The organism is Sphingobacterium sp. MYb388, assembly GCF_037479535.1.
In the GTDB taxonomy this organism is placed as follows: Bacteria; Bacteroidota; Bacteroidia; order Sphingobacteriales; family Sphingobacteriaceae; genus Sphingobacterium; species Sphingobacterium anhuiense.
The window spans coordinates 338,693-353,462 of the sequence record NZ_JBBGYV010000005.1 but is presented as its reverse complement, the minus strand read 5'-3'; the positions used below and the strand labels follow the sequence as shown (position 1 = coordinate 353,462).

Sequence of the window (14,770 nt, the reverse complement as noted above, 5' to 3'; positions counted from 1 at the left end):
TTACACTTCTAGAACAATTTGAGCTAGAAAACGCTTTATACATAAAATACCAATCTAATATTGAAGGTTTTAAGGAGTGGATAGCTGTTAATCATAATCATGGCGATAAACAAAATGATCTTTATTGGGAGGGAAAAGAAAATGGCCGTAGTGCATCAAGTGTCATTAATACTTTGATAGTGCATTTAAATAGGTACGCTAAAAGTTACTCGAAATCTGCCATTTTCGGTTCCGAGTTTTCTACTCAAGAAGATTTTATCTATCTGATTAACTTGAAAGATTTCGGAGAAATGATCAAAATGGATTTAATTAAAAAAAATGTTCATGATAAACCTGCGGGCATGCAAATAATAAACCGTTTAATTACAAAAGGTTGGGTAGATCAAACAAATTCTCAGATTGATAAAAGAAGTAAATATTTAAAAATAAACGATAAAGGCTTAGCTGTTTTAGAACAGCAAATGGAAAAGATAAGACAAGCTAGTGAGATTGTGACAGGTGACTTAACAGATAACGAAAAAATGGAATTAATAAGATTGCTCAATAAGCTCACTGAATTTCATATGCCGATCTACGATAAAAATATCGAATCTGAATATTTATTGACTGAAGTCTTAAAAGAAAAAAAGTAATGAAGAAAAAAATTGCTGTTATAGGTTCTGGTTTTTCAGGTTTATCTGCTGCTGCTTATTTGGCAAAAGCTGGAAATGAAGTTCATGTTTTTGAAAAACATGATCAGCCGGGAGGAAGGGCCCGACAATTTAAAACTGAGGAAGGTTATGTCTTTGATATGGGACCAAGTTGGTATTGGATGCCTGATATTATCGATAATTTTTTTACTGATTTCGGATCTAAAACTACTGATTTTTTTGAGTTAATTTCATTGAATCCACAGTTCGAAATGATCTTCGCCGATGATAAAATTGCTGTACCTGAAAATTTAGATGAATTAAAAATGTTGTTTGAAAAAATCGAAGAAGGTGCCGGATTGCAATTGGAAAAATTTATGAAATCTGCTAAATTTAAGTATGAGGTTGGGATGCAGGATTTTGTCAATAAGCCTTGCCACAGCTGGGCAGAATTTATCTCTCCTAAAATAGCCCGAAGCGCCTTAAAATTAGATCTGCTATCAAATTTCAGAAACTACGTTGCAAAATATTTTAAAAACGAAAAGCTAAGGACTTTAATGGAATTTCCGGTCATATTTTTGGGTGCTTCACCAAAAAATATTCCGGCTCTATATAGTTTGATGAATTATGGTGGTTATGCCCTGGGGACACATTATCCGTTAGGTGGTTTTTACCAGTTGGTATTAGGGATGAAGCAATTAGCTGAAAAACAAGGTGCAACTTTTCATTTCAGTAATATTGTTGAAAGCATAAATACTGAAAACGGAAGTGTTATTTCTCTAACTGTCAATGGAAATATGCTCGATTTTGACACGGTAGTTGCCTCTTCAGATTATCATCATACGGAGACACTCCTTAATAAAGAGGATAGAAATTATACTGAAGAGTACTGGAAAAATAGAGTATTTGCTCCTTCAAGCTTAATCTACTATTTGGGTATTAACCAGACTCTTCCTAATCTGAAGCATCATACGCTTTTCTTTGAGCATGACCTGGACGAACACATTGATTGTATATACGAAGATAAAAAATGGCCAGAGAAACCGCTATTCTATGTGTGCTGTCCATCCAAAACTGACGAAGGCGTAGCTCCTAATGGTAAAGAGAATGTATTTCTGCTGATGCCTTTGGCTACTGGAATTAATGATGAAGAATCAGTAAGAGAAAAATACTTAGCAGAAATGATGACAAGACTTGAAAATCATCTGGGCATTCGTAATCTCATGTCAATGATTGAATATAAAAGAAGTTATTGTGTGCAAGATTTTATTTCAGACTATAATGCCTATGATGGTAATGCTTATGGGTTGGCAAATACAATGGGGCAAACCGCTGTTTTAAAACCTAAAATAAGAAACAAAAAAATTAAAAATTTATTCTATACTGGTCAATTGACCGTTCCCGGTCCTGGAGTACCTCCATCTATTATTTCCGGTAAAATTGTATCTAATGAAATTATTAACGCTAAAAACTAACCTGTATGAAACAACTATTCGACGAACTTTCTTTCACCGTAAGTAAAATTACAACACAAAAGTATAGTACAAGTTTTTCGCTAGGCATTTTAGCGCTCTGTCCATCTATTCGCAATGCGATTTATGCCATATATGGATACGTAAGGCTAGCTGATGAAATTGTAGATAGTTTTCATGGATACGATAAAGCGAAACTTTTGAATAGATTAAAAGAAGAAACTGATCATGCACTGGAGGAAAGAATTTCACTAAATCCGATTTTACAATCTTTTCAACAGGTAGTTCATCAATATTCAATTGACAGAAAACTAATCAGCCAATTTTTACATAGTATGGAAATGGATCTTCACAAAATTGATTATAATTCTGAACGTTATAAGGAATACATTTTTGGCTCAGCTGAAGTCGTGGGATTAATGTGTCTGCAGGTATTTACAAATGGTGATCGAGAATATTATGAAAAATTGAAACCTTATGCGATGAAATTGGGTTCTGCTTTTCAGAAAATTAATTTCTTACGGGATTTAAAAGATGATTATCAGATTTTAGGCCGTACTTATTTCCCCAACATTGACATGGAAATATTTGATAATCAAGCGAAAATTGAGATTGAAAATGAAATTGAACAAGAATTTAATGAAGCATTGATGGGAATAAAAAAACTTCCAAACTCTGCTATGTTTGGTGTTTATCTGGCCTATAAATATTATCTATCTTTATTTAAAAAGATCAAGCGAAAATCTTCTGAAGACATATTGAACAGTAGGGTGCGAATTGCCAATTCTGAAAAAGCTTATGTAGCATTTAAAAGCTATGTGAGATATAAAACTGCTTATTTATGATGAGAACTATTTCCTTACTTCTACTCTCGCTATGTTTTCTGACAGGCTTTAAGAATCCTGTTATGACAGGATTACGTGAAAATTATAATAAGACTGTAGCGGATAAAAAGTTATGTGAAAATACTATAAGGGAATTAAGGACATTAAAAAACATGTCTCCTACTCAATTGGCGTACCTTGGTGGGCTTCAAGCGATATGGGCAAATCATGTTTTTAATCCAATAGATAAGCTTGGAACATTTAACAAAGGAAAAAAAAATATTGAGCGTGCAATATTTCTTGAACCGAATAATATAGAATTAAGATTTATCCGTCTCTCTATTCAAAAAAATACACCGTCTTTTTTAGGGTATAAATCAAACATAAAGGAAGATACAATATTAATAATGGAGCATAGAAAAATGATTAGCTCAGAGATTTTGATAAAAAATATAGATACGCTTTTAAAAAACTAGAAGATGAGACATCAATTATATAGAGAACAACAATTAAATTGTGATATCGAAACTGCTTGGCATTTTTTTTCTTCTCCGGTCAACTTGTCGAAAATAACACCAGAAGATATGCGATTTGAAATCATTTCTACGGATGATCATCAAGATATTTTTGAAGGAATGATCATAAATTATATTGTTTCGCCTATGTTTAAAATTCCATTAAAATGGCGAACCAGAATCAGTCAAGTTGAATTAAATAAGAGCTTTACTGATTTTCAAGAAAGAGGTCCTTATAAATATTGGAGCCATTTTCATGAATTTATCCCAAATAGCAATGGGATTCTGGTAAAGGATACTATAGATTATGAATTACCATTTGGTATATTGGGTAATATCGCACATCGGATTTTCGTAAGAAAGAAATTAACTGATATTTTTAATTTCCGATATGTTGTATTAGAAAAAATGTTTAACGCCAAAAAATAATAGCATGAATTTTTTAATAACAATGATCGTTTTTGTACTGATGGAGGGTGCAACCTGGATTATCCATAAATACATCATGCATGGTTTTTTGTGGGTGCTACATAAGGATCATCACGATCACAGCAATGATGGTCCACTCGAAAAAAATGATTACTTCTTTGTCATATTCGCGATTCCTACGATTATTTTAATGTACTTTGGTTCGCTAAAAGAGCTTAATTATCTGTTCTATATCGGATTGGGCATCATGCTGTACGGTATGGCTTATTTTTTTATTCATGATATTTTTATCCATCAGCGGATTAAATTCTTGACCAAAACTCAAAATGCTTATTTCTTGGCTCTCCGTAGAGCGCACAAGCAACATCACAAGCATACGACGAAACATCATGGGGAATGTTTTGGTTTTTTATATGTGCCCTTCAAATATTTTCAAATGTATTTTAATCCGGATAAAAAATGATAATATATACATATTCTTTAATTTTATTTTTTACAATCATCATTTGTCTGATCGCTTCTTTTGATAAACGAATTCTGTTCAACCGCCACTTTGGAGCATTTTTAAAGGCTGCTCTATTGGTTGCTATTCCATTTATCGCTTGGGATGTTTGGTTTACTTCAAAAGGTGTTTGGTGGTTCAACACAGATTATACACTTGGAATTGTCGTCGCCGGTTTACCTATCGAAGAGTGGTTATTCTTTATCTGTATTCCGTTTTCTTGTGCATTTACCTATTTCTGTTTTGATAAATTTTTCAATCTAGACAGACTTGCAGGTTTTAATAATATAATTGTTTTTGTAAGCATTATTGTCTGTTCGGTGATCGCTTTGCGGCATTATGATAAGATCTATACTTTAGTAACCGCAATAGCGACAATTATAACCTTGATTTATCTACATTTTATTGCGCGAGCAGATTGGATTACCAAAGCTTCTTTAGTATTCAGCGTTTTGATGCTTGGCTTTCTTCCTGTCAATGGAGTACTGACTGGATTTGGATTGGAATCTCCTATTGTGAATTACAACCCCGGTGATTTTTTAGGCATACGCATATTAACAATACCAATCGAAGATGCTGTATATGGCTACACCCAGTTTCTATTGGTTATTTATTTTTTCACAAAATTTAAAAAAAATGAAAATGAATACTAAGACTCTAATTTTTATCTTTTCTTTAACAGCTATACTTTTTAATTCCTGTGCTTCAATTCCAAAAAATACAAAGGCAATTGAAAACTTTGATGTCAATAAATATTTAGGAACTTGGTACGAAATAGCACGTTTTGATTTTCGTTTTGAAAAAGATCTAGACAACGTTTCGGCTCAGTACAGTTTGAACGAAAAAGGAAATGTAAAGGTATTGAACAGTGGATATAATTTTGTAAAGAAAGAATGGAAAAAAGCCGAAGGAATTGCAAAATTTAGAGGAAATAAAGATATAGCGGCATTAAAAGTAAGTTTTTTTGGTCCTTTTTATTCGGGGTATAATGTGGTTTCAATGGATGATGGCTATAAATATGCATTGGTAGCAGGTAAAGACTTAAATTATCTCTGGATTTTATCAAGAACAAAAGAGATTCCTGAATCGGTTAAAACGAAGTTTCTAAAAATTGCAACAGAAATTGGTTATGACACATCTAAATTAGTATGGGTGAAGCATGACCGAACGGATAGTCCCTTTATCCAAAAAAACTAAATTTTCAGTTTTTTGTTACATATGAATCTACCTTTAGATGCTCGTTTGGAGTGATAAGAATCATCTTCTTTCAGCACAATAAATGCAAAATCTCAATTTTAATATAAATAACGAAACATCATTCAAAATGAAAAAAATAACACTTATAATTTTAGTCTTCATCGGCATAATGCAAGTGAGTCTAGCTCAAGAAACTAAGTTTCAACTTTCAAGTCATATTCTAGACATCACGACTGGTAAACCTGCTACGAATGTTAAAATTACATTGTCGAAAATGAACAAGAATGACACCTGGACTATGGTAGAAGAAAAAAATACGGATAGTAATGGTCGAATAAAAGACTTTTTAAAACAGGACGGAAAAGATAATACAGGCATTTATAAGTTAACATTTCACACCAGCCCGTACTTTAAGTCTCTAGGAAATAAATCATTCTACCCATTTATAGAGGTTGTTTTTGAACTTGTGGACAATGAACATTACCATGTACCTATTACGCTATCTCCTTTTGGTTATTCAACATACAGAGGAAATTAAAAACTCTTCCACAGGATGATTACCTTACTTTTTCGCTACTGAGCTTAAGAGCCTATTTAAATCTAAATAGGCTCTTAATATTTTAAAATAAATCAACATTTAATTATCTTTTTTTTATTGTTGGATCGTAAAAATCTGTATAATAACGAATTTAATGATGTCTTATTTTTCACTGATCTTTTTCAATAAAAATACTCTTTTAAAAGAAGCTCTCCTCCCCAGAATGAGAAAACAGGAATAAATTGAATTAAAAAATTGGAAAAATTATTATCTTAGGGAGATAATCCAATATATGTTTAAATGAAAATTATTCTTCTTCTTTTATCTGCTTTTTTATTTCAAGTAACTATTGCTCAAAAAAACAAAATCGTGAATAATGAATCTACAGTTTTTGAGATCAACAATAAGCAAGGCAAAATTGAATTTATGGTATTAGATACGGCAATGAATACAAAGAAACCAATATTTTTATGGTGCCAAGGTTCTCTCCCTATTCCATTATATATCAACTATAAATCCGTAGGGCTGCATCTATATGGCGGAGGGATAACAAATTTTGAATACAATGAAATCAAAAAACATTATCACCTTGTTGTTATTTCAATGCCTGAAACACCACTTATCGTTGATGAAGTACAATTAAATGATTCTTATTGGTACTATGGGGATTCTAAAGATAAAAACATTCCAAGCTTGGCTTATCAAAATGCAGATAATTTGGATAATTACACAAATAGAGCTCTAACTGTTTTGAAATTTTTAAAGAGAAAAGAATGGGTAGACAATACAAAATTGATCGTAGTTGGACATTCGCAGGGTGGTCAAGTGGCTACTAAAATTGCTGTTAAACACAAGGGTGTTACCAAACTTGCTTTAACAGGAACAAACCCATTCGGTCGTATAGACCAGAACATCAGACAGTCTCGAAAAAATGCAGAACAAAACAAAGTATCCTGGGAGCAGGCTGATAAAGAAATGGAACAACAATACCAATTCTATCAAAATGTCAATAACCCATTGAAAAACAAGAATAATCCTAATTTAAGATCTTGGCAGTCATTCTCCAAACCGTTGATTAATGATTGGTTGACCCTCAACATTCCAATTTATATGGCATATGGCACAGCCGATGTCGCATCGGATCTCTGCGATTTGGTTCCATTATATTTCATTAGAGAAAATAAAACCAATCTATCGTATAAGCGATACCTTAATCTTGAACATAATTACTTTGAAATAAATAAAAATGGAGATGTGGATTATGATAAGCCGCATTGGATCGATGTTATGGACGCTATTTTAAATTGGTCATTAAAAATTTAGAAAACATCCATGCAGAATCTTTATAAAAAAAAAATACATTTCAATACAAATCATGTTAATGTTGGCTTTGCACAGTTCTTTTACTGACCAATTGGATGAAATCTCTACTAAAGCATTTAATTTTGCTACAGGTAAATTAAAACAGTGCTACTTGCCCCTTCTTCAAATCAGTAAAAACAATAATATATTACCAAACAAAATACCCTTATGTCCCAAACAAACCCAGTGATCTACTTTGAAATTCCAGTCAATGATCTAAATCGTGCGTAGAAATTTTACACTGCAGTATTCAATTTTAAATTCGAAAAAGAAATCATCGATGGTTATGAAATGTCACTTTTTCCTTTTGAGGAAGCTAGTGGTGGTATTTCTGGAGCACTGGCCAAAAGTGATGCCTATACACCTACCAAACAGGGTGTTATTATTTATTTTAAGACGCAAGATATGGATGCAACACTTGAAAAAGTTATTTCGGAAGGTGGAAAAATATTATATCCAAAAACTATAAATGATTTACTTGGTTTTATTGTTGCTGAGTTTGAAGATAGCGAGGGGAATAGAATTGCTTTACACCAAACGATCAACTAAAAAAAGGAGCCATATTACAGTTTGGCCCCCTTTCTATTTATTGTTTAGCTCTTACAGCTGTTCTATCTGTTGATCAACTAAATACAGCAAAGAGGCAATAGCCGCTACTCCTGATTGCAGTTCTCGTTTATCGACGGCTTCAAAGACATCTTTTGCCGTATGGTGCAGATCAAAATAACGATGCGGATCTGGTCTAAAGTTGAACATTACGGTATTTGGAAAATGCTGTCCCCAGACTCCTGAATCTACTCCTGGACTTCCCTGTAAAAAACGTGATACCCAGAATTTCTGTTCAAATAAAGGCTTCCAATGTTGTTGCATCCACACAACTCTTTCGGCAGAGGCTTTAATGTCAAAACCCCTAGGTGCAAATCCACCAGCATCACTTTCTATTGCGGCAACAATCTGTTCCCGCTTATCTTTAGCGACCTGTCCATAGGTTGATGCACCATGCACTCCATTTTCCTCGTTCATATAAAATACTAAACGGATGGTGTGCTTAGGCTTATATCCTAATGCCATCAAGGTACGTATCGCATCTAGAGTCCCCATAGTACCGGTTCCATTATCGTGTGCCCCTTCTCCTACATCCCAAGAATCAATATGTCCACCGATCGTGATAATCTTATCAGGAAATTCTGCACCTTTCCATTCTGCAATAACGTTGTGTGTCTGCACCATTCCTTTCCAAGCGGAATGCTGTTCCAGATAAACTTTTGTGTGAGGATTGGTTTTTAATGCTTCGCTCAACTTAATGGCTGAAGTCGCAGATATTGCCATAGCAGGAATACTATCGATTCCTTTGACATAACCTGTTCCTCCTGTATGGGGATAGTCATCAGTTGTGGATGATGATAAAGATCGAAATAAGTAAGCAACTGCTCCTAATTTAGCAGCCTCAGCTGGACCGCGGCTTCGCTGACTTGAGTTGAGTCCATATGCAACACCAGTTTCTACGATAGACTCGTCCCATGGTTTATTGACGAAAACAATTTTTCCACGTACCTGGTCACCAAATTTCTTCAGATCACTTAACAATTGGACTTCAATAACCTCGGCTGTTATCCCTTTGGATGGAGTGGCTACTGAACCTCCTAACGCGAGGATATTTAGAGACTCCTTTGAACCTACTATGTAGGCTTTTTCTTTTGGACCGCGATCCCAATAAGGGAGTTTTACATCCTGTAGGTATACCTTGTCGAAATCAAGTTTTTCCATCAGGCTTTTGGACCAGACTACAGCTTTATCAGCCGCAGGTGATCCGGCAATACGATGGCCGATCTGTTTTGTGAGGTAGTGCAAATTGTCGTAAGCCTGTCCTTGATAGAAAGATTCATGATAGATTTTATCTAACATCATGGAATCCTGCTGTGCAAAAACTGCAGTGGTAAAGGTAGAAATAGAAAGTAAGGTTAGTAATGCTGTTCGTTTCATTCGTTTATTTTGTATTCAATGGAATAAACATAGTTATTTTTTTTAGGATACGGGTATTTCTTTTCCTTTGGCGTTCAATTTTATAGATTAACATTTCCTTAATGACAACTTTACATCTTGATAGCATTGATTGGATAGCTTTGTCTTCCATAAAATGGATTGCGATTGCAAATCCTGAAACAATCTGCCAAATACATGTACTGCTATGGATAACTTTCGAATTACAGATACCTCACAACAACCTATTGCTATCGACATGCATAAGTTTGCACAGTTGTATGAAACATATGCAAATGCGGTATACGCTAATATTCTGCGTTTGGTTAAGCGACCTGAATGTGCTGAGGATTTATTGCAAGAGGTATTTACTGCACTTTGGCAAAATAGACTAAAGCTGGTGGATGAAAAATCAATTCCTGGGTGGCTATTTGTGGTGAGCTATAATAAATCCATTACTTTCCTTAAGAAAAAGGTGAAAGAAGCTATTGAAAGTGTGGATACTTATGATCAGTACCTACAACTTGAAAATGAAGATGTGATTGATGAAGATCTGTATGAACAGCAAATCAGGATGATCCATCAGGCGGTTGAAAAATTACCAAAAAAGAAACGGGAGGTTTTTAAACTTTGCCGATTTGAAGGGAGATCTGCGGATGAGGTCGCAAAAATAATGGGGATAAGCAGTCATTCTGTTAAAGATTATCTGAAACAGTCTAACCGTGCAATCAAAGATTATATCCAAAATGAGGCTCCATATACTGCACTGGGACTATTGGTGATCTTTTATACCGAGCATCTTTAGAATTTACATAATCTTAATCATTTGTTAATCCAAAATTTCATCCCCTAAACCATCATTGCTAGTATTTATACCAACGATATGAATACGAAGCAACTTATACAGAAATTTTGGTCCGGTTATGCTTCTCCAAAGGAGAAACAGCAATTACTCGACCAACTCGAAATAACAGATCATAAACTCAAAGCGGAACTGCAAGAGGAATTTGATCAGCAGCCGACTCTTTTATCGGAGAGACTAAGCCCAGAACAAAAAAAGAAAGTTTATGACCGTCTCATCAAGACTATCGGAGACCAGTCTGCTCGTAAAAAACAATCGTTATCCCGTATTATTGTCAAAATAGCGGCAAGTTTACTTCTCGTTACAGGTGGAGTCTCGATTATTTGGGAAAATCAACAGGATTTTGTTCATACTTCGGTCACAGTACTACCCCTTCAAAAGCGGATTGTGAGCAGCACGAGTGTATTTGTGAGACATATATTGCCAGATGGTACAAGCGTCACTTTATCTCCTCATAGTTCCCTGACTTATAACCCTCAGTTTACGGATACCTCCCGTATGCTTTCTCTAACCGGAAAAGGAAAGTTTGATGTTACAAAAGATAAACACCGACCTTTTACGGTTATCTCAAATGGAATAGCAACTACTGCTCTGGGTACAGTCTTTACCATTGATGGGCAAAATAATAAAGAGACCAATATTCATCTGGTAGAAGGATCTATCCGAGTAGCTCCTACAGCCCAAAGTTTGCACAGATTTCATGAAACGGTCTTGCGTGCCGGCGAACAGATCGTCATCAATAATATGACCCAGCTATTGGAATGGAAAATATCAAAAAAAGCGAAAAGTCCTATCAAGAATACGGATCCTATTCCGCAGCATAGCGTTGCTGTATCGTTAGCAGCAACTTCTTCAAGCCTGAATTTTGAAAAAGAAAATCTAAAAACGGTATTTGCTTCAATCGCAAAAGCAAAGCAGGTTGCAATTATATATGACGGTGTGAACGTCAATCAACTGACCTTTACCGGTGCTTTTGAGGCATCTGAAAGCATCGAAAATATCCTACATATTTTATGTGGTCTAAACGAGCTTGAATATAGAAAAGAGCAATCTACTTACTATGTGAGCAAAAAGGCTGAATCTTCCAATTAATGAGCTGATCCACTGAAATTTCCTTGGATAGACAAAGTATAATTAATGTATTACGTGAAATCATATTGACTAATTTTTTAAAATAAACATGAAAATTAACGAACACCTAAAAAAACGAGCATTGATTTTCGCACTGGGGAGCATTGTGCTTACATCTCCGCTGTACGGGCAACAAAAAGGTCGTGTAAAAGGAACTGTCGTCAGCCAAACAGGTTCGCTCCTGTCTGGTGTAACTGTTACGGTCACCGATTCTCTGAACAAAGTGATCACCAATACCGCCACAGATGCTAAAGGACTATTTCTATTTGAATCCCTTGAAGCTGGTAAATCGTATAACATTCGATTTTCAATCGTCGGTTATGGAAACAAAGAGGAAAATAATTTTATTGTTAAACCTGCGGACAATAACTCCATTTTGATCCGAATGGAAGAAGGTTCTTCTCAACTGGACGAGGTTGTTGTTGTGGGTTACGGTACGCAAAAAAAAGCTAATCTTACTGGAGCTGTCGATATGGTCGGCAAAGAAGTGTTTGAAGGACGCATGGCTGCTAATGCAACGCAAATGCTACAAGGTGCTGTTCCAAATTTAAATATCAATCTGGCCGATGGCAAACCGAGCCGTTCAGCGAGTTTTAACATACGCGGCACGACTTCCATTGGTCAGGGTGGAGCTGCTCTTGTTCTGATTGATGGAGTGGAAGGTGATCCTGCAAATTTAAACCCAGATGACATTGAGTCTGTATCTGTTTTAAAAGATGCTTCATCGGCTGCGATATATGGATCGAGGGGTACTTTTGGCGTAGTACTTATCAGTACAAAAAAAGCAAAACAGGGTCGCACTTCTGTCAATTATTCGGGTTCCCTGGCAAGCCAGAAGCCGACCGCAACGCCTCAATTTGTAACGGACGGCTATACCTATGCATCTCATTTTTCGGAGGCTTACAATTCCTGGAATAATTATTCATCAATTCCGAGTAAGATGAACAAGACACAACCTTTTTCACTGGCCTGGCTGGAAGAATTCAAAAGGCGTAATGATGCCGGTATTCAGGAACAGGTGACTGTCGATGGTAATGGAAATTACGTGTATTATGGCAATGAAGATTATTATAAAGCTTTGATCAAGGATAATACGATGGCTCAGAACCATAATATCGCGATCAATGGATCTTCTGGAAAAACAGATTTTTACCTTTCGGGAAGATACTATGGCTACGATGGTCTATATCGCTATAATACCGATAAATTTAGAAGTCTTAATTTAAGAGCAAAGGGAGGCATACAGGTGACCAACTGGTTACGTATCGCTAATAATTTAGACTATTCGGCCAAAAAGTACCATATCCCGATGACTGTTGGTGAAGGAGGAAATATTCTGCGTAACATCGCCGATGAAGGGCATCCCACCTCTCCTATCTTCAATCCTGATGGAACGCTTTCATATTCTGCGGCGTATTCTGTAGGAGATTTTATTATGAGTAAAAATGGTAAAGATACCGATGATGGTCTATTGCGTAATACAACAAGTTTTGAAACTAAATTTTTCAACAACACGTTCAGAGTAAAGGGAGATTTCACTTTTATGAATAAGGATGATGTGGCAACAAGAATACGTATTCCTATTCCTTATAGTATAAAGGAAGGTGAAATCCTTCAGCTGGCAACCCAGTATAATGATATATCAAAGTATGTGCTTCAAGAACGTAACTTATTTACAAATATCTATGCGGAGTATGAGAATACGTTTAAACAGAATCACTACTTTAAAGGGTTAATTGGGTATAACTATGAGCAAAAGGTAAGAGAAAGTGTTGATGTTTCTAAAAATGGACTATTAACCAATGATGTCAGCAATATTAATCTTGCTCTTGGGGATGCCATTACTGCTTCTGGTAATTATGAAAAATACCGGATCGCAGGATTATTTTTTAGAGCTAACTATGCTTACAAAGACCGCTATCTGTTTGAAGTGAACGGTCGTTATGATGGCTCTTCCAAATTCCCGATAGGTTCGCAATGGGCGTTCTTTCCTTCTGCTTCTTTGGGCTGGAGAGCATCACAGGAAGATTTTTGGTCTGTAAATCCTGAAATTATCTCAGATTTAAAATTTCGAGGTTCCTACGGCTCTTTAGGGAATGGTAATATTAAATCCTATTCCTTTTTACAGATTTATAACATCAGTACTTCTGACCGTATCATAAACGGTGAACGGCCACGCTATACGCAGCAACCGGTAGTACTGCCCGATCAGCTAACCTGGGAAACGGCGACCACTGCCAATTTTGGGGTGGATATGAGTTTCTTAAATGGTAAACTGCAATTGGTAGCCGATATGTATACACGTAAAACAACTGATATGTTTACTGTAGGCATGACATTGCCGGATATATTTGGTGCTACATCTCCTAAAGGTAACTATGCTGATATGACCACAAATGGTTATGAACTTACACTTTCTTACAACAATCGATTTGATGTGGCGGGTAAATCATTGCGCTATAGTATTAGAGGAACCTTAGCTGACTATAAATCTAAAATCGATAAATACAATAATCTAACGGGTACGTTAGGCGATTACTATGCCGGTCAAACAGTCGGTGAAATCTGGGGATACGAAACTCAAGGTCTGTTCCAATCGCAAGCGGAGATTGACAATGCCGCAAAGCAGATTTTAATCAAATCGTCTAGTGCTGGTATTGTGTATCCAGGCGATGTCCGTTTTGCAGATTTAAACGGTGACGGGAAGATCGATTACGGCACCAATACATTAGACAATCATGGTGATAAAAAAATCATCGGTAATAAGGATCCCCGGTATATCTATGGATTTAACTTTAATGCGGACTGGAACGGCATATCATTGTCCACATTTTTTCAGGGAGTAGGCCGTCAAAACTGGTATCCAAGCAATGAATCAATTTTCTGGGGACAATATAATAGACCGTACAATAATCTGCCGGAATGGCACTTAAATAACTACTGGACTGAGGACAACAAAGGTGCTTACCTACCCCGCTACGCTGGCTATAACCAGTCTATCAAAGAAACGCCTCAAACACGTTACTTACAAAATGTGGGTTACATTAGACTGAAAAATATCCAAGTTGGATATAGTCTTCCTAAATCTATCGTATCACGATGGGGCTTTCAGGATATAAAAGCTTCGCTATCGGGTGAAAACCTATGGAGCTGGTCACCGTTCTATAAGCATACACGCGATCTGGATGTAAGCAATATCGGTTCATCCGACCCGGATATCAGCGACAGCAATGCTGGTGATGGCTTCAACTATCCGACCATGAAATCAATCAGCTTAGGTATATCAGTCACTTTTTAACATTTATGATTAGAAAGATGCTTCTAGATAA

The 14,770-nt window shown here is 35.8% G+C and carries 14 protein-coding genes and 1 pseudogene; 14 read left to right on the top strand and 1 reads right to left on the bottom strand.

Going from position 1 to position 14,770, the window contains the following annotated elements; translation table 11 throughout:
- The 11 genes and pseudogenes from WH188_RS17855 to WH188_RS17805 all read left to right on the top strand — a co-directional run.
- The coding region (locus WH188_RS17855; RefSeq protein WP_339424446.1) for a MarR family winged helix-turn-helix transcriptional regulator at positions 1 to 632 on the top strand (632 nt) is incomplete at its 5' end.
- A complete protein-coding gene (locus WH188_RS17850) occupies positions 632 to 2,104 on the top strand; it encodes a phytoene desaturase family protein (RefSeq protein WP_132773612.1) in 1,473 nt (490 codons plus the stop codon). The genes WH188_RS17855 and WH188_RS17850, both read left to right, overlap by 1 nt.
- Before the next feature lie 5 nt (positions 2,105 to 2,109).
- Positions 2,110 to 2,946 carry a phytoene/squalene synthase family protein gene (locus tag WH188_RS17845; RefSeq protein WP_132773611.1) on the top strand — a complete coding sequence of 279 codons (837 nt, stop codon included), beginning with the start codon at positions 2,110 to 2,112 and terminating at the stop codon, positions 2,944 to 2,946.
- A gap of 62 nt (positions 2,947 to 3,008) precedes the next feature.
- A complete protein-coding gene (locus WH188_RS17840; protein WP_264599373.1) occupies positions 3,009 to 3,401 on the top strand; it encodes a hypothetical protein in 393 nt (130 codons plus the stop codon).
- A 3-nt stretch (positions 3,402 to 3,404) separates the two neighbouring features.
- The gene (locus WH188_RS17835; protein WP_132773608.1) at positions 3,405 to 3,869 is read left to right on the top strand and encodes an SRPBCC family protein; all 465 of its coding nucleotides are present in this window, start codon (positions 3,405 to 3,407) and stop codon (positions 3,867 to 3,869) included.
- Positions 3,870 to 3,873: 4 nt separating this feature from the next.
- Entirely contained in the window at positions 3,874 to 4,332 is a 459-nt protein-coding gene (locus WH188_RS17830; protein WP_132773606.1) for a sterol desaturase family protein, read from the top strand.
- Complete coding sequence (locus tag WH188_RS17825; RefSeq protein WP_132773605.1) at positions 4,329 to 5,024, top strand: lycopene cyclase domain-containing protein; 696 nt, start codon at positions 4,329 to 4,331, stop codon at positions 5,022 to 5,024. Before WH188_RS17830 ends, WH188_RS17825 begins: the two co-directional genes overlap by 4 nt.
- Positions 5,014 to 5,568 carry a lipocalin family protein gene (locus WH188_RS17820; protein WP_206368327.1) on the top strand — a complete coding sequence of 185 codons (555 nt, stop codon included), beginning with the start codon at positions 5,014 to 5,016 and terminating at the stop codon, positions 5,566 to 5,568. Before WH188_RS17825 ends, WH188_RS17820 begins: the two co-directional genes overlap by 11 nt.
- Before the next feature lie 127 nt (positions 5,569 to 5,695).
- Positions 5,696 to 6,106, top strand: coding sequence for a hydroxyisourate hydrolase (uraH, locus tag WH188_RS17815; RefSeq protein WP_132773602.1), 411 nt, complete (start codon positions 5,696 to 5,698; stop codon positions 6,104 to 6,106).
- A gap of 300 nt (positions 6,107 to 6,406) precedes the next feature.
- Positions 6,407 to 7,429, top strand: a complete 1,023-nt coding sequence (locus WH188_RS17810) for an alpha/beta hydrolase (protein ID WP_168126856.1) — start codon at positions 6,407 to 6,409, stop codon at positions 7,427 to 7,429.
- Positions 7,430 to 7,711: 282 nt separating this feature from the next.
- Positions 7,712 to 8,017: pseudogene (locus WH188_RS17805) on the top strand (VOC family protein); the annotation flags it as partial.
- A 51-nt stretch (positions 8,018 to 8,068) separates the two neighbouring features.
- Here the strand turns inward: WH188_RS17805 and WH188_RS17800 are convergent.
- On the bottom strand, positions 8,069 to 9,451 hold the full coding sequence (locus WH188_RS17800) for a M20/M25/M40 family metallo-hydrolase (protein WP_132773598.1): 1,383 nt from the start codon (positions 9,449 to 9,451) through the stop codon (positions 8,069 to 8,071).
- 205 nt (positions 9,452 to 9,656) lie between these two features.
- Between WH188_RS17800 and WH188_RS17795 the strand changes: the two genes are divergently transcribed.
- The 3 genes from WH188_RS17795 (at position 9,657) to WH188_RS17785 (ending at position 14,739) form a co-directional block, all read left to right on the top strand.
- Positions 9,657 to 10,253 carry an RNA polymerase sigma factor gene (locus WH188_RS17795; RefSeq protein ID WP_132773597.1) on the top strand — a complete coding sequence of 199 codons (597 nt, stop codon included), beginning with the start codon at positions 9,657 to 9,659 and terminating at the stop codon, positions 10,251 to 10,253.
- Between the two features lie 78 nt (positions 10,254 to 10,331).
- Positions 10,332 to 11,402, top strand: a complete 1,071-nt coding sequence (locus WH188_RS17790; RefSeq protein ID WP_132773596.1) for a FecR family protein — start codon at positions 10,332 to 10,334, stop codon at positions 11,400 to 11,402.
- 88 nt (positions 11,403 to 11,490) lie between these two features.
- Positions 11,491 to 14,739: a SusC/RagA family TonB-linked outer membrane protein gene (locus tag WH188_RS17785; protein ID WP_132773594.1), complete on the top strand. Its 3,249-nt coding sequence runs from the start codon at positions 11,491 to 11,493 to the stop codon at positions 14,737 to 14,739.
- The last annotated feature ends 31 nt before the right edge of the window (positions 14,740 to 14,770 follow it).